Annotated in this window: 23 protein-coding genes and 1 other annotated feature; of the genes, 20 read left to right on the forward strand and 3 right to left on the reverse strand. The window is 49.0% G+C overall.

Annotated features, from left to right (window positions below):
* Positions 1–65: 65 nt before the first annotated feature.
* The gene (locus E0698_RS11995; RefSeq protein ID WP_134913401.1) at positions 66–1,145 is read right to left on the reverse strand and encodes a M42 family metallopeptidase; all 1,080 of its coding nucleotides are present in this window, start codon (positions 1,143–1,145) and stop codon (positions 66–68) included.
* 182 nt (positions 1,146–1,327) lie between these two features.
* Between E0698_RS11995 and spoVAC the strand changes: the two genes are divergently transcribed.
* The 15 genes from spoVAC to E0698_RS12070 all read left to right on the forward strand — a co-directional run bounded on the left by spoVAC (position 1,328) and on the right by E0698_RS12070 (position 14,201).
* Positions 1,328–1,834: a stage V sporulation protein AC gene (spoVAC, locus tag E0698_RS12000; protein WP_025682027.1), complete on the forward strand. Its 507-nt coding sequence runs from the start codon at positions 1,328–1,330 to the stop codon at positions 1,832–1,834.
* Positions 1,831–2,853, forward strand: coding sequence for a stage V sporulation protein AD (gene spoVAD, locus E0698_RS12005; RefSeq protein ID WP_149093917.1), 1,023 nt, complete (start codon positions 1,831–1,833; stop codon positions 2,851–2,853). Before spoVAC ends, spoVAD begins: the two co-directional genes overlap by 4 nt.
* Positions 2,850–3,206 (forward strand): stage V sporulation protein AE, encoded by a 357-nt coding sequence (spoVAE, locus tag E0698_RS12010; protein ID WP_025682025.1) that lies wholly within the window; start codon positions 2,850–2,852, stop codon positions 3,204–3,206. The genes spoVAD and spoVAE overlap by 4 nt, the downstream gene beginning before the upstream one ends.
* A 216-nt stretch (positions 3,207–3,422) precedes the next feature.
* Positions 3,423–4,382, forward strand: coding sequence for an AAA family ATPase (locus tag E0698_RS12015; RefSeq protein ID WP_192511697.1), 960 nt, complete (start codon positions 3,423–3,425; stop codon positions 4,380–4,382).
* 3 nt (positions 4,383–4,385) lie between these two features.
* Positions 4,386–5,633, forward strand: a complete 1,248-nt coding sequence (locus E0698_RS12020; protein ID WP_192511698.1) for a DUF58 domain-containing protein — start codon at positions 4,386–4,388, stop codon at positions 5,631–5,633.
* The gene (locus E0698_RS12025; RefSeq protein WP_192511699.1) at positions 5,630–7,822 is read left to right on the forward strand and encodes a transglutaminase TgpA family protein; all 2,193 of its coding nucleotides are present in this window, start codon (positions 5,630–5,632) and stop codon (positions 7,820–7,822) included. The genes E0698_RS12020 and E0698_RS12025 overlap by 4 nt, the downstream gene beginning before the upstream one ends.
* Before the next feature lie 173 nt (positions 7,823–7,995).
* The gene (locus tag E0698_RS12030) at positions 7,996–8,526 is read left to right on the forward strand and encodes a YqeG family HAD IIIA-type phosphatase (RefSeq protein WP_192511700.1); all 531 of its coding nucleotides are present in this window, start codon (positions 7,996–7,998) and stop codon (positions 8,524–8,526) included.
* Entirely contained in the window at positions 8,519–9,646 is a 1,128-nt protein-coding gene (gene yqeH / locus E0698_RS12035; protein ID WP_192511701.1) for a ribosome biogenesis GTPase YqeH, read from the forward strand. The genes E0698_RS12030 and yqeH overlap by 8 nt, the downstream gene beginning before the upstream one ends.
* A gap of 105 nt (positions 9,647–9,751) precedes the next feature.
* Positions 9,752–10,621, forward strand: coding sequence for a shikimate dehydrogenase (aroE, locus tag E0698_RS12040; protein ID WP_192511702.1), 870 nt, complete (start codon positions 9,752–9,754; stop codon positions 10,619–10,621).
* Between the two features lie 67 nt (positions 10,622–10,688).
* Positions 10,689–10,985: a ribosome assembly RNA-binding protein YhbY gene (gene yhbY / locus E0698_RS12045; protein WP_014282548.1), complete on the forward strand. Its 297-nt coding sequence runs from the start codon at positions 10,689–10,691 to the stop codon at positions 10,983–10,985.
* A 19-nt stretch (positions 10,986–11,004) separates the two neighbouring features.
* Positions 11,005–11,595, forward strand: coding sequence for a nicotinate-nucleotide adenylyltransferase (gene nadD, locus E0698_RS12050; RefSeq protein WP_192511703.1), 591 nt, complete (start codon positions 11,005–11,007; stop codon positions 11,593–11,595).
* Entirely contained in the window at positions 11,579–12,175 is a 597-nt protein-coding gene (yqeK, locus tag E0698_RS12055; RefSeq protein WP_192511704.1) for a bis(5'-nucleosyl)-tetraphosphatase (symmetrical) YqeK, read from the forward strand. The genes nadD and yqeK overlap by 17 nt, the downstream gene beginning before the upstream one ends.
* Positions 12,172–12,519, forward strand: a complete 348-nt coding sequence (gene rsfS / locus E0698_RS12060) for a ribosome silencing factor (RefSeq protein ID WP_025682016.1) — start codon at positions 12,172–12,174, stop codon at positions 12,517–12,519. The genes yqeK and rsfS overlap by 4 nt, the downstream gene beginning before the upstream one ends.
* Entirely contained in the window at positions 12,516–13,424 is a 909-nt protein-coding gene (locus E0698_RS12065; protein ID WP_014282544.1) for a CvfB family protein, read from the forward strand. Before rsfS ends, E0698_RS12065 begins: the two co-directional genes overlap by 4 nt.
* A 3-nt stretch (positions 13,425–13,427) precedes the next feature.
* Entirely contained in the window at positions 13,428–14,201 is a 774-nt protein-coding gene (locus tag E0698_RS12070; protein WP_044645126.1) for a class I SAM-dependent DNA methyltransferase, read from the forward strand.
* Positions 14,202–14,286: 85 nt separating this feature from the next.
* Here E0698_RS12070 and E0698_RS12075 read toward each other — a convergent pair whose 3' ends face one another.
* Entirely contained in the window at positions 14,287–14,673 is a 387-nt protein-coding gene (locus E0698_RS12075) for a tautomerase family protein (RefSeq protein WP_025682014.1), read from the reverse strand.
* Between the two features lie 175 nt (positions 14,674–14,848).
* Positions 14,849–15,106, forward strand: a binding site (T-box leader).
* A gap of 61 nt (positions 15,107–15,167) precedes the next feature.
* Between E0698_RS12075 and leuS the strand changes: the two genes are divergently transcribed.
* On the forward strand, positions 15,168–17,606 hold the full coding sequence (gene leuS / locus E0698_RS12080) for a leucine--tRNA ligase (protein ID WP_192511705.1): 2,439 nt from the start codon (positions 15,168–15,170) through the stop codon (positions 17,604–17,606).
* Here leuS and comER read toward each other — a convergent pair.
* Positions 17,587–18,432: a late competence protein ComER gene (gene comER / locus E0698_RS12085; RefSeq protein ID WP_192511706.1), complete on the reverse strand. Its 846-nt coding sequence runs from the start codon at positions 18,430–18,432 to the stop codon at positions 17,587–17,589. The genes leuS and comER overlap by 20 nt on opposite strands.
* Before the next feature lie 278 nt (positions 18,433–18,710).
* Between comER and E0698_RS12090 the strand changes: the two genes are divergently transcribed.
* From E0698_RS12090 to E0698_RS12105, 4 genes are all read left to right on the forward strand, one after another.
* Complete coding sequence (locus E0698_RS12090; protein ID WP_192511707.1) at positions 18,711–19,346, forward strand: ComEA family DNA-binding protein; 636 nt, start codon at positions 18,711–18,713, stop codon at positions 19,344–19,346.
* A gap of 79 nt (positions 19,347–19,425) precedes the next feature.
* Positions 19,426–19,944 (forward strand): deoxycytidylate deaminase, encoded by a 519-nt coding sequence (locus tag E0698_RS12095; protein ID WP_149093926.1) that lies wholly within the window; start codon positions 19,426–19,428, stop codon positions 19,942–19,944.
* Between the two features lie 219 nt (positions 19,945–20,163).
* The gene (locus E0698_RS12100; protein WP_192511717.1) at positions 20,164–22,920 is read left to right on the forward strand and encodes a ComEC/Rec2 family competence protein; all 2,757 of its coding nucleotides are present in this window, start codon (positions 20,164–20,166) and stop codon (positions 22,918–22,920) included.
* A gap of 294 nt (positions 22,921–23,214) precedes the next feature.
* Positions 23,215–23,358 (forward strand): hypothetical protein, encoded by a 144-nt coding sequence (locus tag E0698_RS12105; RefSeq protein ID WP_192511708.1) that lies wholly within the window; start codon positions 23,215–23,217, stop codon positions 23,356–23,358.
* Positions 23,359–23,585 lie beyond the last annotated feature (227 nt).

Raw genomic sequence — 23,585 nt, forward strand, 5'->3', positions numbered from 1 at the left:
AACAGTCAAAGCACGTTATCCGTGTTTTGACTGTTTTTAATAGATTCTAGTTCTCTGGAAAAAGCTTAAGCTCGTTCAATAATCGTATTCAGTGTCGTGCGATCTAGGTTTTGCACCAGCTTGACGATCAGCTCTTTGGCTGCATCATAATCGTCGGTGTGAATAATGGACGAGGAAGTGTGGATGTATCGTCCGCAAATGCCAATAACGGTGGATGGCACTCCAATTCCGCTCAAATGGACCTGACCTGCATCGGTTCCACCTGTGGAGATAAAGTATTGATACTTGATCTTGTGCGTCTCAGCCATATCCTGCACGTACTCCACTATTCCGCGATGGGTAATCATACCCGGATCAAATACCCGTAGCAGCGCGCCTTTACCCAAATGCCCGTACGCGTTCGGATCACCACCCATATCGTTGGCTGCACTGCAATCCAGTGCGAAGAAAATGTCTGGCTGAATCAGGCTAGCAGCCGTGCGTGCGCCGCGTAGTCCCACTTCCTCCTGAACGGTAGCCCCCGCATACAGCGTATTAGGCAGTTTGTCCTTTTCCTTATGTAACGCTTCAAGCAGTTCAATAGCCAAGCCTACACCATAACGGTTATCCCACGCTTTAGCCATGATTTTTTTCGGATTCGCCAGTGGAGTAAAATCACAAATCGGCGCAATGGCTGTTCCCGGTACAATGCCCAAATCCTGTGCTTCCTGACGGCTGTCCACGCCGATATCCAGATACATATGCTTGATGTCCATAGGCTTGCTGCGTTGCGATTCATCCAGTAAATGGGGGGAGACAGAGCCAACGACACCGATAACTGGTCCATTCGGAGTCAGCACCTGAAGACGCTGTGACATGATGGCCTGACTCCACCAGCCTCCAACCGGCTGAAAACGAATCATGCCATTTTCCGTAATACCATTCACGATAAAACCGACTTCATCCAGATGGCCTGCCACCATCACACGTGGTCCGCTCTCTTGACCGCGCAGCACGCCGAAAAGGCTGCCCAAACGATCCTGCACGATTTCATCCGTATAACCGGATATCTGTTCTTTAACCCATGCCCGCAGCTCTCGCTCATGCCCGGGAATGGAAGGAAACTCCGTTAAAGTTTTAAACAGTTCTAATGTTTTTGATTCCATGATGTACCTCACTCCTTATTAATTAACCAGTGGTCGTCATCCATCCAGTATGAATGGATTTGTACGGAATGTCCACGATATCATTTTCCTGACATAACATTTCCCCAAAAAGCTCATAATGATAAAGACCCAAGCAATTCGAACCGCCAAGCGCGAAACTTACAGATAAGGGGTGGTGAATGATGCCAGCTAAATCCGGGCAGCGCGGTTTTCGTACCAATACGTCGCCGCTGTCCATAAATGAGAAGGACTATCAGAGTATTTCACAAAAGCATGAACCTTCGAGAAAAGTATTTGCCAATTGTGTGCGCGCTTTTCTGGTTGGAGGCGTGATCTGTGTGATTGGACAGGCGATTCAGGAGGCTTTTATGGCAGGAATGCACATGTCAGCCAAGGAGGCAGCGCCGCCGACCTCATCCATGATGATCTTGCTGGCGGTCATATTAACCTGCATCGGGGTTTACGATAAGGTTGCCCAATGGGCGGGAGCGGGAACCGCTGTGCCAATTACAGGCTTTGCTAACTCGATGTGTTCGGCTGCATTGGAATATCGTTCCGAGGGACTGGTGCTCGGTGTGGGCGCGAATATGTTCAAGCTGGCAGGCTCGGTTATCGTATTCGGGGTGGTGGCCGCATTTATCGTAGGCGTTATATACGCCATCCTTGGTGTGGGGGGCAATCACCTATGAGAAGGCAGGGAGGACAAACCTGGAAGTTTGAATCGAGACCGCGCATTATTGGAAGTGCCACCGTTGTTGGCCCGGATGAAGGAGAGGGGCCGTTATCCACAGATTTTGATTATATTTATGACAATATCGAAATTAACGAGAAAACGTGGGAAAAAGCGGAACGTAGATTGATTGAGCATTCTACAGAGCTGGCGCTAATTAATGCCAATTTGAACAAAGAAGAAGTGCAATTTTTTATTAGTGGTGATCTGATGAATCAGATTATCAGCAGCTCCTTCTCGGCTAGCAAGCTGGCCATTCCCTATTTAGGTGTTTTTGGAGCCTGCTCAACATCAATGGAAAGCTTAGCCTTAGCCGCGCTTATTGTGGACTCAGAGGCGGGTGACTACGTGATGGCGGGTACGACCAGTCATAACTGTACTGTGGAAAAGCAGTTCCGTTACCCTACGGAATATGGGTCACAGAAGCCGCCCTCGGCTCAGTATACCGTTACGGGTTCCGGCGCCGCAATTGTGGGACATGCCAAGTCAGGTACGGTGGTGGATTGTGCTACCATTGGACGCGTGATGGATATGGGCATTAAAGACCCCTTTAATATGGGCGGAGCCATGGCTCCAGCGGCGGCGGATACCCTGTTGTCTCATTTTCGAGATACAGGCCGGGACCCTGGTTATTATGACCTCATTGTAACGGGGGATTTAGCCTCAGTGGGGCTGCCGATTGCCAAGGAGCTGCTCAAAAAAGATGGGTACGATATGAATCAGACGGAATTTAATGATTGCGGTTTACTGATTTACGACATCAATAAGCAAAAGAAAGTCATTGCAGGGGGCAGTGGTTGCGGATGCTCGGCTGTGGTAACTTACGGGCATCTGTTGAAGCGGATCGAAAAGGGAGAACTGCAAAAGGTACTAGTCGTGGCGACCGGAGCGTTATTATCTCCTTTGTCCACACAGCAGGGTGAAAGTATTCCCTGTGTTGCACATGCTGTAGCTTTCGAAGCGGGAGGAAAAGTATGATATATCTATGGGCTTTTTTAGTGGGTGGTGCCATTTGTGTCGTGGGCCAGTTGATGATGGATGCGTTTAAAATGACGCCAGCACATACGATGAGTACGTTGGTAGTTGCAGGCGCAATTGCTGATGCCGTTGGGATATACGATCCGCTTATTAAATTTGCAGGGGCGGGTGCAACCATTCCAATTACCAGTTTTGGTAACTCGCTCGTACACGGCGCATTAACCGAATTGGAGAAGGACGGATGGCTGGGTGTCATTACAGGGATCTTTAGTCTGACAAGTGCAGGAATTTCCTCGGCGATTATTTTCTCTTTTCTGGCATGCTTGTTTGTTCGTCCAAAAGGAAGCATATAAAAGCAATGCATTATAGATTAAACTTACAATTAAACAAGCTTAAAAATCAACCCTTCGGATCTGTATGACCGGAGGGCTTTTTATGTGCCTGTATACAAAATGTTGCCAAACTGTAGTACTGGCTCGAACATCTGGACAAGGACTCAAGTGTACTCTGTGCCCACCTTCATGTACAATAATAGGAAACATGTTGCTATCTAGGAGGTTTACAGAGCTATGCCCGTGCGTCAAGAATCTGTGCAGATTGTATCTGCAATCCGTTCTAATCTGGAATCATGCATATTAGGTAAATCCTTTGAAATAAAATTACTGCTAACGACTATGTTGGCGGGTGGGCACATTCTGATCGAGGACGTTCCGGGTACGGGAAAAACGCAAATGATCAAGGCTCTTGCCAAATCCATGCGCGGTGATTACCGCCGTGTTCAATGTAATCCTGATATTCTCCCCAGTGATATTACAGGGGTTTCCATATTTCATCCACGGGATGAGCGCTTTTATTTCCGTCCGGGTCCCGTGATGACCAACATTTTACTGGCAGACGAAATTAACCGGGCCACGACGAAAACCCAATCGGCTTTGCTGGAAGTGATGGAGGAGCGCAGTGTAACCGTGGATGGAGAGACACATATGCTGCCTCATCCTTTTATGCTGTGTGCTACGCAAAATCCGATTGATTTTGAAGGGACTTATATGCTGCCGGAAGCGCAGCTTGATCGTTTTATGCTCAAAATCAGTCTCGGCTATCCTGATATGGAGACTGAGCGGAACATGCTGCTTCGTCATCAGGAGGGTCAGCCGGCAGACCGTCTGGAGGCGGTAGCCCATATGGAACAGATTGCCGCGATCCAGCAGGAAATCAGAGAAATGTATATGGACGAAGCAATTACGTCCTATTTACTTGATATCGTCCGTGCGACGAGAGAGCATCCTTCGGTACTGTTGGGGGCCAGCCCGCGGGCGGCGCTTGCTTTTGTGATGGCGGCCAAGGCATACGCTTTTCTGGAAAATCGGGATTACGTTCTCCCTGATGATGTGAAAATATTGGCACCCTATGTGCTGGCGCATCGTTTGCTGTTACGTCCCGAGGCGCGTCTCGACAGCTCCAATGCCCAGTCTGTACTTCAGGCTGTTCTTCGGCAGGTGAACGTACCCGTACGAATGGAGCGTCCGTAGGGAATGAAGATGGTCATAAGGAAACGCAGGCTTCCCCGGCTGTCAGGCCGCATCTGGCTACTGATGGTCATATGGGTGGTGTGTCTGCTATATCTGTTGTTTCAGGGTGGCAAGACGTCAGTCATGCTATTGTCCATGGTTACGCTACTGGGCATATATTTATGGATCGTTGGGCTGAGCGGGGTACGCCGTGTTCAGGGTTCAAGACAGCTTTCACAAGGCTCGGAGTTCGGGGAGCTACTGCATGCGGGAGATCAGGTACATGTAAAGCTGAGCTTGAGCCTTCCCGGCTTTCTGCCATTGCCGTATATCATTGTTCGCGAGGTGCTCAAGCGTCATACAGGTGAATCCTGGTCTTTTGAGGACAGTGTTATCCCTAGCATGAAAGGGAGCGGACAGCTTGCTTTTCAGACTCCTGCATTGGAGCGGGGAACCTATTATTTTGCCGAAACCGAATGCGTGAGTGAGGATATCTTCGGTCTGTTGGAGCATAAAGGCAAGTTAAACGCACCCGGTGAATTTCGGGTACTGCCCCGTACAGTATTCATTCCGTATTGGCAGTTGAATGATCGTCGCTCGCGGATGTCTGGACCACAAACTGTCCAGACTCGAACACGGCGCGAAACGACGCAAATTAACGGAGTGCGGGACTATGTATATGGGGACCGTTTTTCACGTATCCATTGGAATGCGACCGCACGTACAGGCAGTTGGAAATCTAAGGAATTTGAGCATGAGACGGTTCCCAAAACGATGCTTGTACTGGATACACACAAAAAACATTATGTAAATGCCGATCAGTTTGAGCTGGCCGTATCCTCCATTGCTTCATTGCTGGAATATGGCGGGCGGGAGCGGATGGGAGTAGGTCTTTGTACGGCAGGGGAAACGGGCACTGTTTTTCAGCCCAGTGAGCAGATGATGGAACGGCAACGGATGATGCATCATTTGGTAGACATACACACCACTTCCCAAGGCAGTCTTATGGCTGCTGTAGAAAGCGGTGTTCGGCAATTTCCACAAGGCTGCCATTTTGTGTTGATCAGTCCGTTGAAGGATCATCAGGCGTTGGAGCTTCTTCGCTGGGCCGATACCCGGGGGATGACCCCTTGCCATGTCTATATCGGAGAAGGCTCAAGCGTGGGACAGGATGAAGAATGGATGAGCATGCTTCGTACAAGAGGCATTCAGGGTTATCATGTTCCGGGTCTTGAAGAGCTCCCAACAGTAATGGGGGGAGGGACGCTATGAAAAACTGGTTGCATTCGCTGAAGGGCTCTTGGGCTGTTGCCTTTACATTTTTATGGATTATTATTATTGCCATGCAGTGGGTATCCTTTGCTTCAGACCTATGGCTGAAAGAGACAAGAACGCTGGTATTGGCGACGGTTACGATGCTGGCTTTGGTGAAAATTTTGCTGCCGCTTCGACCTTGGATTGAATTTATCCTCAAGGCTACGACGTTATTTTTTATTTTGTACCGGACGCTCGTGTCTTACTCGATCATTATTCCTTTCGGGGGTTTTACAAACCGTCTGGATCAATTTATATCGAATATGTCTCCGTATATCTGGTTTTCACTGATTGCTTGGCTAGTCATTGAGATGTTACCGCTCATCGTTACGACGAAGCAGCGCATTCTGGTGTTTGTAGGCATTAATATTGCCGCGCTGGCAGTGCTTGATTCGTTCACGCCAACCGTGCTGTGGCAAGAAGTCGCATGGATGGTCTTTGCGGGTATGGGGTGGCTGGTGACTCAGCATTTGCAGTATTTTCGGCAGCATTACCCTCAAGGCTGGAAGCACATTCGCCGTTACCCGTACAAAATTGCAGCCAATATTACGGTGATTTTTGCTTTGATTATTATGGCTGGCGTGAATATGCCAGAGATACAGCCGACCTTAACTGACCCTTATACGGCATGGACCCAGCGAAATAGCTCATCCACTGTTGGTATTAACAATGGAACCGGGGCTATGAATCAGCGGATGAGTACGGCATCAGGCTATAGCCGGCAGGACAATCGGCTGGGCGGGGGATTCAATTTTGACTATTCTCCGGTAATGACGATCACAACCAATCAGCGAAGCTACTGGCGGGGCGAGACGAAGCGAACGTATTCCGGCACAGGTTGGAGAGATGCAGGCAACGACGACCAGACGCTGAACGATGTGTCGATGACGGCAGAGCTGGAAAATACACAAGAAACACGGCATTCGACTGAGCAGGTCGTTCAGACCGTTACGATGCAAACCGATCAGAGCTATCCGGTTTTGTTCGGGGCCTATTCGGTACATCGTGTTCAATCGGTGGACAGAGACTCGCGGGCAGACGGGCTGCGTTGGAAACCGGAACAGGCAGAACTGCTTTGGAACCCACCCTCCAGAAGAACGGCTTATCCGAAAACGTATACGCTGGTGTCACATGTGCCTGTGATCCCGGAAAAAGAGCTTCGCACAAAAACGTTTACTGAGCTGTATGGAAAGAACAAGCAGGAAGCCTATTTGCAAATCCCGAATGAGCTGCCGCAGCGAGTACGTGATCTGGCTCAAAATGTAACGTCGTCGGCGAAGACGCCCTATGAAAAGGTCGGACTGCTCCAGCAATATTTACAGCGAAATTATGCATATACAAACAATCCGGATCTTTCCCGCAAAAAAAGCAAGGATTTTGTGGATTCCTTTCTATTTGAGATTCGGGAAGGCTATTGCGATTATTACTCCACTTCGCTGGTTATGATGGCTCGTTCCGTTGGAGTTCCGGCGCGGTGGGTCAAAGGTTATGCTCCTGGTCAGCAGACATTTTCGGATGATGCAACGACAGGCGATGATAATGAAAATATGTCTTCCTACTCTATTACCAATGCGGATGCGCATTCCTGGGCAGAGGTATATCTGGGTGAATACGGCTGGGTTCCTGTAGAAGCCACACCGGGTTTTGATATGCCATTGCTTACGGAGCAGGAGGATTCGAAGACACCTGATGCTCCAAAGGTGAAAGATCAGTCTGAACCGGAACAGTCTGCGCAGACACCACAGGCCAAACTGGAGGAAGGCACGAGAATTCATCCGGTAATCATAGCAGCGGCAGTGGCTGTTATTGTACTGTGGAGCGCTTATATCGTATGGCGTAATCGGGCAGATATTCATTTTTATTTGCTGCGTCTGCGTAAAGGAAAGCCGTTGACCCCTGATGAAAAGGTGATCGTCGAAACTGAGCGCTGGCTACGGTATATGCGGAGTAAGGGGTTTGCCCGCACTAGCCACGAGACGCTGAGGGAATCGGTCGGCAGATGGTCAGTTGAATCACCGGAACGTGCTTCAATTCTGAATCTGCTGCTGGAGCTGTTTGAACAAGCACGCTACAGTCCTTCCTCGGTAACTGCCGAGGATTGGCGCAAGGTCCGCCGACAAGCGGCCCTGTTGCATAAGAAAGGTTAGTCCAGACGACAAACTGAACGAAAGGGCTAAACCATTTTTATTTGGCTCGAATGCTGCCGATTTATAATCTTCTTCATATGCTTTGTAAAAAGCTGTCCGTTTGTTGCGGATAGCTTTTTACTAACCCATATTAATATGGTATAGTTTGTCGTATGAAACTGAGGTGACCGACGTTGTTTGAAATGCTGATGCCCAAATTACGGGTGAATACCGTCTTTGATATTGATCTTGAAGGCTTGTATGCTCAAGGATATCGCGGCATTATTACGGATTTGGATAATACGCTGGTTGGTGCAAAAGCGCCGAATGCGACTCCCGAGCTGGTGGCCTGGTTTGAGAAGGTCAAACAGGCGGGTTTTAAGCTTGTCATCGTGTCCAACAATAATATGGGACGTGTATCCTTGTTCGCTACGCCTTTGGACATTGAATTTATACATGCTGCACGGAAGCCTTCCAACTCGTCTTTTCGCAGAGCCATCCGTATGATGGGACTTACTCCGGAAGAGACTATTATGGTCGGGGACCAAATGTTGACAGATGTATTGGGTGGCAACCGACTGGGATTGCACACGGTGCTCGTGTTGCCGATATCCATCCATGATGAAGGAATCATGACCCGCTTTAATCGGCGGCTGGAGCGAATCGCGCTCACAAGGTTACGTAAGAAAGGCTTATGGCTTGAGGAGGAAAAGAAGAATGACTGAAAGACCTGACGGCGGAACTGCCGTCAAATGTAGTGGCTGCGGTATCACGATGCAGACCACCAGCCCGGAGCTTCCGGGATATATTCTGGAAAAACTGATTACACGAGAGCCTGTCATTTGCCAGCGCTGTTTCCGGATTAAAAACTATAATGAAACGTCTTCGGTAGCCGTAGATCAGGATGAGTTCCTGAAACTGCTTAGCCAGATTGGGGATAAGGACGCGCTCGTCATCCACATTGTGGATATTTTTGACTTTGAAGGTAGTCTGATTTCCGGCTTACAACGTTTTGTAGGCTCTAATCCGGTTGTACTGGCTGTGAACAAGACGGATTTGTTGCCTAAGGTAACGAACTGGAACAAGGTCCTGAATTGGGTACAAAAACAGGCTAAGGAGCAAGGACTTCGCACGGCGGATATCGTTCTGTGCTCGGCTAAAAAAAATCAGGGCTTTGATCGTCTGCTGGATGTAGTATCCGAACTGCGCGGCAATCGGGATGTGTATGTGGTCGGTGCAACAAATGTTGGTAAATCCACGCTCATTAACCGTTTGATCCGTGATCATAGCGATATGGAGCAGGAGTTAACAACATCCCGTTACCCGGGAACGACGCTGGATATGGTGAATATTCCGCTTGACGACGGCAAGCATATTATTGATACACCGGGGATTGTGTATCCTTGGCGTTTCAGTGAAATCGTGTCTCGGCAGGATTTGGGCGCTATTATGCCGGACAAGCCGCTGAAACCAGCTGCTTATCAGCTAGATCCCGGACAAACGCTGTTTTTCGGTGGGATGGCACGGTTTGATTTTGTAGAGGGGCAACACCAATCGTTCACATGCTACATCAATGGTGGCCTTAAAATTCATCGCACCAAGCTGGAGCGGGCGGATCAACTGTTCGAAGATCATGCCGGAGAACTGCTGTCACCGCCGACACGTGATCAGTTGGCAGATATGCCGGAATGGACAAGACATGAGTTCCGCGTTCCCCGTAAATCTCAATCGGATATTTATATCTCCGGTCTGGGATGGATCAGGGTCAATAGTGAGAACGGGGCTTTGGTAGCGGTTCATGCTCCTCGGGGAATCCGTGTCCTTTTACGGCCTTCGTTGATTTAACGGATGTTAAACCATGTGATAGGGCGGCAAGGAACATATTCAGGTTCCTGCCGCCGTTCATGTATTTGTGCAGCCTAATATTTTGCAATATGGGGGAGAACGACGATGAGCAGCGGGGAGTCTGGAGTGACTGAACAAGATCTTGTATTATTGGGCGTATTGGGTGATCCGATCAAGCACTCCAAATCGCCTCTCATGCATAAAGTAGCTTTAAAGACTGCGGGGATAGAGGGGGATTTTGTTCCTCTTCATGTTAAGCCGGAACAGCTAGAGGACGCCATGAAGGGGATTCGGGCTTTGCATTTCCGCGGAGTCAATGTGACGATTCCCCATAAAGTTGAGGTTATGAAATATTTGGATGAGATTGATGAAGGGGCCAGACTCATCGGTGCTGTTAACACGATTGTGAACGACAACGGACGGCTCAAGGGTTACAATACGGACGGGATCGGCTACGTACGCTCGCTCAAAGAAGAGACTTCGGTTAAGTTGAAAGGCACAAAAATTGCGGTCCTCGGAGCTGGAGGTGCTGCCAGAGGTGTGATTCATGCTTTACTGGAGGAACAGCCCGAATCGGTCATTATTCTGAATCGGACACGCGATAAGGCAGAGCAACTGGCATTGGAGTGGACGACGGAAGCGATCCCTGTGATGGGCTATTCTAACGATGAAGCGGAGCGCGTGCTTGCATTGGTGGATGTGCTGATTAATACGACCTCGGTAGGAATGTCTCCTCTATCCGATGAGCTTCCACTGGAAACGAGTCTGATTCCGCAAGGAATCATTGTGAGTGATTTGATCTACAACCCGCTGGAAACGAGATTTTTACGCGAAAGCCGTGAACATCGCGACTGCACGGTGCATGGAGGCTTGGGCATGTTCGTGTATCAGGGAGCGGTGGCTTTTGAGTATTTTATGGGCGTAGCTCCTGCTGTAGATGAAATGAGAGCGGCGGTGCTGAGAAGCCTGTCGTAAGTCGGATTTTACATTAAATTATGGAATTGCCGCATGGCATATGTGGTTATGAAGGAGTTAATTATACATGTTAACAGGTAAACAAAAAAGGTATTTGCGCTCGATGGCGCATCATCTGGACCCCGTTTTTCAAGTAGGGAAAAACGGTACGAACGAGCATCTTATGCGTCATATTAACGATGCGATTGAAAAGCGCGAGCTGATGAAGGTGCAGATTTTGAACAACTGTCTGGATGACAAGCATGAAATTGCGGAAGAACTGGCTACGGAAACAGGTTCCGAGCTTGTACAGCTCATCGGGAGCACGATTATTTTATACAAGGAATCCCGTGATAACAAGCAAATCGAGCTGCCTAGAGGATAACACGCGGGGAGAAAGACTTATGAAAATCGGTATTATGGGCGGTACATTTGACCCGATTCATATTGGACATTTGCTGGCTGGAGAAGCGGCAAGGGATGCCTATGCGCTGGACCATGTATGGTTCATGCCTTCCCATATCCCTCCGCACAAGCATCAGGCGGGGGCGAGCGGCACGGAGCGGCTGGAGATGACGAGTGAAGCGGTGGCGGGCCATCCTGCTTTTGAAGTGTTGGATATTGAAGTGCTTCGCGGTGGGGTATCTTATACTATTGACACGATCAAAGAGCTTCAGGAGCTGCATCCTGCTGTGGATTTTTATTTTATCATCGGCGCAGATATGGTGAATTACTTACCTCATTGGCAGGGGATTGAGGAGCTGGCACAGCGAATTTGTTTTATCGGTGTCCGGCGTCCCGGTTTCCAGCTTGCGCTGAATGAACTGCCGCATTATTTGCAGAACAAGGTGCTGCTGGCGGATATGCCAGTGGTGGATATTTCTTCGACGGATATTCGGGAACGTGTTGCGGAAGGGCGCACCATTCGTTATCTTGTGCCTGATCGTGTGCATGACTACATTACAAGGGGCGGTTTGTATGAAGTACAGCCGTGAGCAATTGATGGAGGCCGTATCCGGTCAAATGCCTGAAAAACGCTGGAAGCACACTCTGGGGGTCATGCATACCTCGGTGGAGCTTGCCAAGCGGTATGGCGCGGACCCGGATAAGGCCGAATTGGCGGCTATTTTGCATGATGTAGCGAAATATTGGCCCGTTCAGCAGATGGAGGAAGTGATTCGCAGTCATCCCGAATGTGACCAGGAGCTTTTGCAGCATGACAAGCAACTGTGGCATTCTGAGGTAGGATATTGCGTTGCCTCTAGAGACTACGGGGTGGAAGACCTTGAAATACGGAATGCCATTCGCTGGCACACCTCAGGGCGTGTGGGTATGAGTTTGCTGGACAAAGTCGTGTGTCTAGCTGATTACATCGAGCCGGGACGGGATTTCCCCGGGGTCGAGCACATCCGCAAGCAGGCGAAAAAAAGTTTGGAGCAGGGTCTTGTCGCTGGATTTGATTCCACGATTTCACTGCTGCTGGAGAAGCAAAAGGTTATTTTTCTGCTGACGGTACTGTCGCGAAATGATCTGATCCAACAACTTAAACAGAGAAAATCGGAGGTTCATGAATGACCATAACTAATGAGAAATTAATGCAAATTACGGTTGAGGCCGCTGAAGATAAGAAGGCCATGAATATTGTAGCCCTTGACTTGCGGGGGGTATCCCTTGTCGCAGATTATTTTGTAATATGCCACGGTAATTCGGATACCCAGGTACAGGCGATTGTGACGGAAATTCGCAAACGCGCTCATGATGAAGGTACGACAATCAAAGGGATCGAAGGAATGGATTCCGGTCGCTGGGTTCTGATGGACTTGGGTGATGTCGTAGTGCATGTCTTCCATCGTGACGAGCGTGAATATTATAACATTGAAAGACTTTGGTCGGACGCTAAGGTTGTGGAGAAGGTATGAATCTGATTGCTGGTACTTATGTCACGATTATGGTAGATCGTGAGGTATCCCCCTTCGGCTACTTTCTCACAGTCGGCGATCAGGATGTACTGCTGCATTATACAGAATTGACACGTGAGATCGAGGTTGGAGAACGGCTGGAAGTATTTATTTTTCACGATACAGAGGACCGTTTGGCCGCTACTATGAAAAAACCGTTCCTCTCGCTAGGCGAACTGGCAAAGCTACAGGTGGCGGATGTGCATCCGCGTTTGGGTTGTTTTTTGGAAATGGGATTGGGTCGTCAATTGCTGCTGCCGATTCGCGAGTTGCCTGAGAACCGGGATTTGCACCCTCAGGTGGGTGACTACGTCTATGCTATCATGGAACATGATAAGCAGGGCAGGCTGCGGGCGAAGCTGGCGGGTGAGCAGGAGCTGGCTCCGTTGTCCTTCCATGCCCCTGATTCATGGCTCAATACGTGGGTGCAGGCGACGGTGTACAAGCCGCTTCAGATGGGTACGTTTGTCCTGGTGGACGGAGGTGTGCTTGGTTTTGGCGCGATTGGCATGATTCACTCCTCGGAACGCAACCGGATGCTTCGTTTGGGTGAAGAGGTGAAGGTACGGGTCACGCTGGTTCGTGAAGACGGTCGGGTGAATCTAGCGATGTCGCCACGCAAGGAAGTGGGCCGTGATGAGGATGCGGATCGTCTCATTGCCTTTCTGAAGGAGCGCCCGGGTGGCGGTATGCCTTATTCCGACGCAACGCCGCCGGACATTATTAAGCAACGGTTCGGTATCAGTAAATCCGCCTTCAAGCGTGCGATGGGCAAGCTTATGAAGGAAGGGCTGGTTACGCAAAAGGAAAACTGGACCTACCTGGTGGAGAAAATGCCTGAACCGAAGGACGGGAATGGGGAATAAAAAATGGCTTCTTACCGGAAGTTTGCCTATGTGTATGATGAGCTGATGCAGGACATGCCGTACCCGGACTGGCTGCGTTTTGCTCGGCAGGCCTGGGATCAGCATGGTATGCCGCATACGGTGGCAGAGCTGGGCTGTGGGACGGGCTCCATTACGATTCCACTGGTCAACTCGGGCTTCGAGGTGGCTGGCATCGATTTGTCTTCAGATATGCTGGCGGTAGCCCGTCGCAAAATGGAAACGACTACGCAAGGACAGCGTTTGTTCCGTGAGGGGAGCATTCGCTGGATAGAGCAGGATATGCGGGAATGGAATTTACCGGAGCCTGTGGATTCTGTCATTTCTTTTTGCGATTGTCTGAATTATTTGCTGGAGGAAGAGGACATTGCTGCTACTTTTCGCAGAACGTATGCCGGTCTTAAGCCTGGCGGAACCTTTCTGTTCGATGTACATCATCCCCAGACGTTTGTGCGTTATGATGAAGAGCAGCCCTTTGTACTGGATGAGCGTTCCATTTCATATATCTGGACTTGTGCGTTGGATGCTCCACGCTGTGAAATTGAGCATCATCTCAGCATTTTTGCGAGAGCGGAAAATGAAGGGCGCGATGTATACCAGCGGTTCGAGGAAATTCATGTGCAACGTGCCTATGACCCGGACTGGATGAAAACGGAATTGTCCAAAGCCGGTTTTCGCGATGTGAAGGTATATGCGGACTTTGAATGGATAGAAGCAGTAGATGACGCGGCGAGATTATTTTATGTTGCTGTAAAATAGTGAACCTTCATCAAGCGAATATCGAAAAAGAAAGACGCTTTTCATGATGACATGAAGGGCGTCTTTTTGCATAAGAGCTTCGAAATTATATGTTTACTTTATAGTTCAGTTGAAGTTCATCACCCGGTACACCGCGAATGCCCCAATTCTGTTTCGGTGTCTCAAATATAGTAATTTCAAGATCCTGCGGGGCAATGCCTAAATCGTTAATTCTTTGGAATAGCAGTTGGATGAGGTGCTTTTTAGCCTCTGTCGTTCTGCCTTCAAACACACTAATTTCAATAATGGTGTATGCCTCCGAGCGATCGTGGGCAAATATGAAGTCTTCCTGATTCATAGGAAAAAAACGATGAAACCTTTTGTCGGGGGGATATTGGAACGCATCCACCACAGCGGAATGAATCACATCTGAAAGTTGCTCCTTGATCGGATTCAGGGCTTCTTTTATTCCGTAAATTTTAATTTGTGCCATATCTCAGCTCACCTTTCTCATCTCAACTCATCTCAATCTGGTTCGGAGCTATTATAAAACATTTGCCTCCCATGTGTCATGGAGCAAACGAATGAAGTTGGTGTTTAGCACCAGATGTAGTCCTTATTTGACTTTTTTCGCGGTTTTCAATATAATAGTGCCATTATTAACGGTTAAACAATCGCTGATGAGGAATAGTAGTTTTGTCTGGACATGTAGAGAGCCGGCGGATGGTGCAAGCCGGTTGACAGTGCAAAGTGAACTCGCCTCGGAGATATGCGGCCAACGCAGGAATGCCCTATACAGGTGCTTGTACCCTGTTATTAACCCGCATCGGATCACCTCCGTTATCAGGTGCAAAGGGAGTAGAAGGCGAAGAACGCTTTCTGCTAACTAGGGTGGTACCACGGGAATATAACCTCTCGTCCCTAGCGCTGACACGCTACGGGATGCAGAGGTTTTTTTGTTGCATACCGTTTGAGGAGGAAATGACAATGACAGACACACAGCCGAAGCACGGCTATCAACCGCAAAGTATTGAACCAAAATGGCAGAAATATTGGGATGAGAACAAAACGTTCCGTACCGGGGAAGAGCCGGGCAAACCGAAGTTTTATGCTTTGGATATGTTCCCGTACCCGTCTGGAGCTGGTCTGCATGTAGGCCACCCGGAAGGATATACGGCAACGGATATTGTTTCACGTTATAAAAGAATGCGCGGCTACAACGTACTGCATCCGATGGGTTGGGACGCCTTCGGTCTGCCTGCTGAACAGCATGCGCTGGATACGGGAGAGCATCCGCGTGAAATTACGGTGAAAAATGTAAATAACTTCCGCCGTCAAATTAAATCGCTAGGCTTTTCATACGACTGGGATCGTGAAATCAGCACGACTGACCCTGATTATTATAAATGGACACAATGGATTTTCATCCAGCTGTACAAGCGCGGCCTTGCTTATGTAGCTGAAGTACCTGTGAACTGGTGTCCTGCGTTGGGTACGGTGCTGGCTAATGAAGAGGTTATTGACGGGAAGAGTGAGCGTGGTGGTCATCCGGTCATTCGCAAACCCATGCGTCAATGGATGCTGAAAATTACGGAATATGCGGATCGTCTTCTGGATGATTTGGAGGAGCTGGATTGGTCCGAAAGCATTAAAGATATGCAGCGAAACTGGATCGGCAAGTCTACTGGAGCAGAGGTCCATTTTCCGATTGAGGGCCATGACAAGCAACTGACGGTATTTACAACCCGCCCGGATACGCTGTTCGGCGCAAGCTACTGTGTGCTGGCTCCTGAGCAGGAATTGGTGGATGTTATCACTACACCTGAGCAAAAGGATGCTGTAAATCAATACCGTGAGCAAGCTGCCCGTAAAAGCGATCTGGAGCGCACGGATTTGGCGAAGGATAAAACGGGTGTCTTCACAGGCGCTTACGCGGTGAATCCGGTGAACGGTGAAAAGCTGCCAATCTGGATCGCCGACTATGTGCTGGCTGGCTACGGAACAGGCGCGATTATGGCTGTGCCGGGTCACGACACACGTGACTGGGAATTTGCGAAGCAATTCGGGCTGAATATCATTGAGGTTGTCCAAGGTGGGGACGTGGCTAAAGAGCCATACACCGAGGATGGTACGCACGTCAATTCAGGTCCGCTGAATGGACTTACGAATGAGGAAGCAATTCCGAAGATGATTGAATGGCTGGAAGCCGAGGGTAAAGGGCAAGGAAAAGTGACGTACCGCTTGCGCGATTGGCTTTTCAGCCGTCAACGCTATTGGGGCGAGCCGATTCCGGTGATTCACCTGGAAGATGGAACGATCAAAACAGTTCCTGAGGATCAACTGCCGCTCGTGTTGCCGGAAATGGATAACATCAAGCCTTCAGGCACAGGGGAGTCTCCGTTGGCGAATGCGACGGACTGGGTAGAAACTATTGATCCCGAGACGGGCTTGAAAGCACGCCGCGAGACGAACACCATGCCACAATGGGCAGGAAGCTGCTGGTATTACCTGCGCTATATTGATCCGCACAATGATAAAGAGCCTGTATCCAAGGAGAAGCAGCGCGAATGGCTGCCTGTGGATCTGTACATCGGCGGTGCGGAACATGCGGTTCTTCACTTGCTGTATGCCCGTTTCTGGCACAAGGTGCTGTATGATATCGGTGTTGTGGAAACGAAAGAGCCTTTCTACAAGCTGGTCAATCAGGGTATGATTCTGGGCAATAATAATGAAAAAATGAGTAAATCACGTGGTAATGTCATCAACCCTGACGATATTGTGAATACGTTTGGCGCTGATACGCTGCGCATTTATGAGATGTTTATGGGGCCGCTGGAGGCGACTAAGCCATGGAGCGAAAACGGGGTTGAGGGAGCACATCGTTTTCTGTCCCGTGTATGGCGCCTGTTCGTTTCCGAGGATGGTAGCCTGAACGATAAAATTTCAAATGAAGGCGGCAGTGATGAGTTCAATCGGACCTGGCATAAAACGCTGAAGAAAGTAACCGAGGATCTGGACGCGCTGCGTTTCAATACGGCGATCAGCCAACTGATGATTTTTACCAATGATGCATACAAAGCAGACCGTTTGCCGCGTGCAGCAATGGAAAACTTCGTGCAAATGCTGTCGCCGCTTGCACCGCATCTGGCCGAGGAACTGTGGCAGTTGCTGGGACACAGCGAAAGCATTACCTACGCGGCTTGGCCTGCTTATGATGAAGCATGGACGGTGGATGCCGAAGTGGAAATTGTGGTGCAGGTAAACGGTAAAATCGTGCAGCGTGCGACGATTGCCAAAGACCTTGACGCCAAAGCGATGGAGGCATTCGCTCTGTCGCTGGACAACGTTCAGCAGGCGCTGGCCGGTAAAACGGTTCGCAAGGTGATTGCAGTACCAGGCAAACTGGTCAATATTGTTGCGGGTTAATCGGCTTTAAGCCGAAGGAGGTATCTATCTTTTGCATGTCCTCCTCATACTTGTTGTGTGTGGCCCGTATCAGCTCGGGAAAGACGCTGTGCAGGCTGATGTCCAGCAGTGCGAGGGCTTCAGCGGTAATACCTCCGGGAACTGCTACCCTCGCCTGCAACTCGGCTGGTGTCATTCCGCCCTCAGTAAGCAGCTTTCCTGTGCCGATAATCATTTCACCAGCCAGGGCGCATAGCTCCGTACGGTCTATACCCGTGGCCTGAACCGCAGCATGAATCCACTGGTCCATAAAAAAGGCCAGGAAAGCAGGGCCGCAGCTGGAAAAATCCGACGTAATACGTGTATGGGATTCCTTAACCCGAATCGGCCTGCTAATGTGGGACATAAGCTCTTCCAGAAGGGAGCGATCCTCCTCTGTAATCCGGCTGCCATGGATGCATAGTGAGGCTCCGCTGCCTACCTGGTGGGTAATGCTGGGAATAATTTTGGACACTTTTGCTTTCAATGAATGCTCCAGGATGCGTATCTGTACCGGACTAGTAATAGAAACGACGATTTGCTCTTCTGTAATGACGTTGCGTATTTCATCCGTCACGGCTTTTGATTCCAGCGGCTTCACGCAGATAAACAGGATATCGCTATCCGCTGCCGTCTCACGGTTGCTTTGGGCTGCATGCAATCCTGGATAACGACGGGCCAGCTCGGCTACCTTGGAATACGTTCGATTGCTTGCTGATATTTGCTGTGGTTTAAGTGCGTTGGAATGGATAAAAGATTCAATCAGCAGACTTCCCATGCTGCCAGTCCCGATAAATCCAACTTTCATCGTTCAACGTCCTCCTTTCATACTTTGCGGTATAGACGCTGTCATTCTTCTTAGTGTATGCACCCGGTCTTGGCCGACATGACGAATTTTATGTCTGAGCATGTTAGATCGTGCCCAAGGTCGTACCACTCTTTGGAAAATGGCTCACAGCGAACCGTATGGAGGTTGTTTACATCCTCCGGTTAACGGGATAGGACAGGCTTGCTCTGTTCAATTGTGATGCTGTATTGAGTGGCTCACTTTCCCTAAATCTATGTGTAGAAGGGGACGAAATGGAAATGAACCGCGTATGGACTGGAACGGCAATAGTGCTTTCCCTAATCGGCAGTGGGCTTATTCTGTTTGCTGGTGGGCAGCGTCCGGGGCCGGAAGAAGAGTGGCAGTTGCTTAATCGTAAGGTAGAGCAGGCTTTAGTAGAGCCGGACCAAAATGAGTCACAGAGCAATAGCGGACTGACTCAAGGAAAGCGTGTTGTAACGGAAACCTCAGGCAAAACTGAACGCAGTTCGGATGGCGAAGGAGCTGGCAATGTGAAGCGTGGTGCTGTACAGGGTTCTGCTAGTGCATCAGTCGACGGGAGCGAAAGCTCCAGTACTGTAAAGCAGCCTGAGGCGACGGATTCTGGTTCCGTTACTTCCGCTACTGGCGTTGACAACTCGAATACCACGACGAACAGGACGAATGCAGTGAGCGATCCCGTTGCTTCATCCGCTTCCGGTGAAAAAAAGGTGAACATCAACACGGCGACTGCTGCCGAGTTAATGGAACTGCCGGGGGTTGGAGCTAAAAAGGCCGAAGCGATTCTGAACTATCGTAATCAGCACGGGCCGTTCAAGCGTGTGAACGATTTGGATCATGTGAAGGGAATCGGTGCTAAAATGTTGGCGAAAATGAAGCCTTACGTCAGCTTATAAGTGGACATGTGACAAGGCTGTCAGGATGGCTTTAGCGGATATATTTACGTTGTAACTTGTGTTTACGGGAGAGATGGATATGAGTGCAGATGTACGCAAGGACTGGGACACCTATTTTATGGATATCGCTTATATGGTATCCACCCGTTCGCGCTGCTCGCGGCGTCATGTTGGAGCCGTACTTGTACAAGGCAAAAAGCTTTTGGGTACAGCCTATAATGGTGCACCATCCGGGGTACCTGATTGCTCTGAGGCAGGTTGTATGATTTCGGAGGAATACGAGGTCGTGCATCGCGAGGGGCAGGAGGAAATGGTTAAAAAGCAGCGCTGCATCCGCACGATTCATGCGGAGCAGAACTTGCTACTGTTCACGGACCGGATTGATCGTGAAGGCTCCTCGGTATATGTGACCGACCAGCCATGCTGGACGTGTGCCAACATGCTGGCGAACAGCGGTATTGTGGAGATTGTATACCACCGTCCTTACCCAAAGGATGCCGACAAGGTTCGTGCCATGATGGAGCAAAAAGGTATTGCCTTCCGTATGCTGGAGAACTATCATCCACCGAAAGAAACGCTGATGGATGTTATGAATTAAGACATGATGAATCAAAAAGTACACGAGGAAGAACCTCTGACGAATGCTATTTAGTCAGGGGTTCTTTTTTGTTTTGCGGTTTGAGCACAGAACCCTATTTTTCTACCGGGAGGTGGTTATATTCAAGCCAAACTGGTTTTAAGCAGACCTATCTTAACCCTTACGGTATGTTGGATTACGGGAAGTGCAGGAGCATGCTTGTATTCCGGACGTATGCTGCTGTTGCTCTGGGCGGGTGTCACGCTGATTTTACCTCTTGTAGCTCTATTGATGAAAATTCCAGTCCGGCATGTGGTATTGCTGTGGCTTGCCTTGAGCGGAGGTGGATTCCATTGGGCTTGGCATGATACGCATAATGTGAGCCATATTCCCGAGGCCCTTCATGTATCGTCTTCCAAGCTGGAAGACGTGCCTGTTCAAGCATCCGGGTTTATTGCTTCCGAGGTACAGGTGGACGGTGATCGGGCACAATTTGAGATGAGGATTATTGCAATAAGCAAAACGAGAGGCAATTCCAATTCGAACAAGAAGCCTACATCTGCGAGTAGTACCCGTATTGGTTCTACATTACTGCCAAATGACACTTTTCAGGGCGGGGTTGGAAAGAGCGAAGCTATTTCTGAGCAGGTTATCGTGCACATCAAGCTGGCTGCCAAACAGGAACAGCAACTTGCGGCAGAATGGCAGCGTGGAGATGCAATTCAACTGCACGGCAGCTTAAAGGCTCCTGCAACAGCGGGGAATTTTGGCGGCTTTGATTACAATGAATACCTGCATACACAGGAGATTCACTGGCTTTTCAAAGGGAATGGAGCCGCTTCGCTACAAAAGCAGCAAGCTTCCCAGTGGAACCGTTACACCTTGTTCAGGTGGAATGATCAGCTTAGGGAGCAATTGGGGCAACGGATGGAATTAGCTTTTGGTTCTCTTTATCACGCAGGATATATGAAAGGACTGGTGCTAGGCGTTACGGATGAGCTGGACCCGGCAACGTATAACGAATTTACGCAGCTTGGATTAACGCATATTTTAGCGATATCCGGTATGCATGTGGCGGTATATGCGGCTACGCTACTGTATTTACTCAAGCTATTGCGAGTGAGTCGCGAGACGTCTCTTACGGTCGTGATGGTGCTTATTCCGGCTTATGTACTGCTGACAGGTGCTTCTCCCTCTGTTGTGAGGGCTGGAATTATGGCTATGATCGGCCTGTTTGCAGCCAGACGGGGAATGCTCAAGGACGGACTTAGCATTTTGAGTGTGTCCGCATTATTGATGCTGCTTTGGAATCCTTACTACCTGCTTAGCGTCAGTTTTCAGCTTTCTTTTCTGGTAACAGCCGGGCTGCTCATTTACATGCCGCTGATGAAGCCGTTTTTCGCCAAATGGCCTCTTCTGATTGGCGGCGAAATTGCGATTACGATCACAGCGCAGCTTGTTTCGTTTCCGATGACGGTCTTCTACTTTAATCAATTCTCGCTACTATCGTTTGCAGCTAATTTTGTGCTCGTTCCACTTATTACGTATATTGTGCTTCCACTGGGAACGGTTGCGATGGGGATTGCTTTTCTATGGGATGACGGGGCTCGTATCCTGGCATGGCCGGCAGAGCAACTGAACGAACTGACCTTTTGGCTTGTAAAATGGATGAACGTGGATGACGCTTATGTGAGTATTTGGCCGTCTTCCTCCATTTTGTGGGTCATTGCGTATTATGCTGCTTTGTACAGTATTCTGTACTGGCTCAAAACATGGATGATATCTCTAAGGCGAACAGATGAATCTCTGGGCTTGGAGGTAGCACCGGATAAGAACAAGGGAAGGCTTTCAGCCGAACGCAATTCGTCGGGACAAAGCACATCCGCTCTCATACCATCACCCATACATACAGGATTAGCGGCATCTGCGGAGTGGGCGGCTATATTGCAGACGGAGCGTGAGCCTGAAGGAGCAGGCAAATATGCACGTCGACAGTGGAATGGTTATAGTCATTTGGCGCTGGCCTTAAGCGGTATTGCCTGGTTTGGCATCCTGTGTATAGGTTACGTAACTCCAGGTGGAGGGAATACGGGAATAGTTCAGTACATGGATGTGGGCCAAGGTGACAGCATTTTAATTACAACGCCGGGTGGCAAACATATATTGGTGGATGGCGGGGGCACGATGGATTTTACGACAGGAAAAAATGCCTGGCGCAAACGAAAAGACCCCTATGAGGTAGGAGAGGATACGATTGTACCCTTGTTGAAGCAGCGCGGTGTACATCGGCTGGACGCAGTCATTTTAACGCATGGAGATCATGACCACGCCGGAGGATTGCAGGCTGTGCTTGACCAGATTCCAGTATCAGCCTTGGTTTTTAACTGCACCCTGACAGACAAGCCCCCTTTTCGCAAGCTGTTGAACACGGCTTTAAACAAGCAGGTCAAGCTGTATGGTGCGCATTATGGTATGGAGTGGAGACCGGATCAGGATACGAAAATCCGCTTTATTCATCCGCTTCCGTCGCAGGAGGAAGAAACCGGAAGTTTGGCCGTTGTGAAGGACCAAAATCATTATTCCGTTGCAATGATATTGGAGATGGAGGGAGCTTCCTTTTTGTTCACAGGAGATATGGATGATGCAGCAGAATCGCAGTTGCTCTCCGAGTTAGCTCATTCTCCATCCCATACCGAAGGAAAGGGGGAGACGTTGGCTGTAAGGCAAGCTGTAGACGTCATGAAAATAGCACATCACGGTAGCAAGTACTCCACCTCGGAAGAATGGTTATCCTACTGGCAACCGAAGGTATCCGTCATTTCAGTCGGAGCTAGCAATACATATGGACACCCGAATGAAGCGGTATTGGATCGCCTATCAGCGGTTGGTTCTGCCATATATCGAACAGATACGATGGGAGAGGTGCAAATCCGAGCACACCAAGGCAAATTGAGTGTACGGTACAAACATAACCTTGAACATGCAGATACAAGATGAATTGCACAGTTATTGCCGTGATATGCTGATGCCCCAATGGACACGCTTAAACCTAGCAACGAACAAGAGTGTCTCAGGTAAAACACTAAAATATATGCTCACTCTAAGGAGTGGGCTTTTTGCTTATAATCCAATCTGCATGGACATAACCTATGAGCTTTGATAGAATCTAAGAATTATTGAAAATGAGAATCATTATTAATGGGAGGACTATTGTGAACTATTTAAAATTCCGGATTTCAGCTTGTTTGTTGATTATTTCATTGATGCTGGTACTGAGCGCATGCGCCACGAATGCAGGAGGAATGGCAACGGACAGTGCTAGGTGATGCCGATTACCTGATGCTGGGGATTAGGGGAGATGGAGTAGATCAAGGGAAAGATAAGTATATCAGTATTCAATTGACGACTTTTATTTTCAGGACCCGATCGCTCTGAATTACCAGTTGGAACTTATATCAGATCTTCTGATTTCCAAGAAGTAACAAGATGTAAATTCAATTCGACAGATTCCAGCAGATTTATTGTGAGTAAAGGTTAAAGGGAAGGTGACTACCTTCCCAGGCTGTCGAGAAAGTCTCGATAGCCTTTTTATGTTGATTTTGTTTAAGACGACACCGCGTTAATGTTGTATAATATAGGTAACTATTGTATAGAACGGACGG

Source organism: Paenibacillus sp. 23TSA30-6, from assembly GCF_014858585.1.
Taxonomy (GTDB): domain Bacteria; phylum Bacillota; class Bacilli; order Paenibacillales; family Paenibacillaceae; genus Paenibacillus.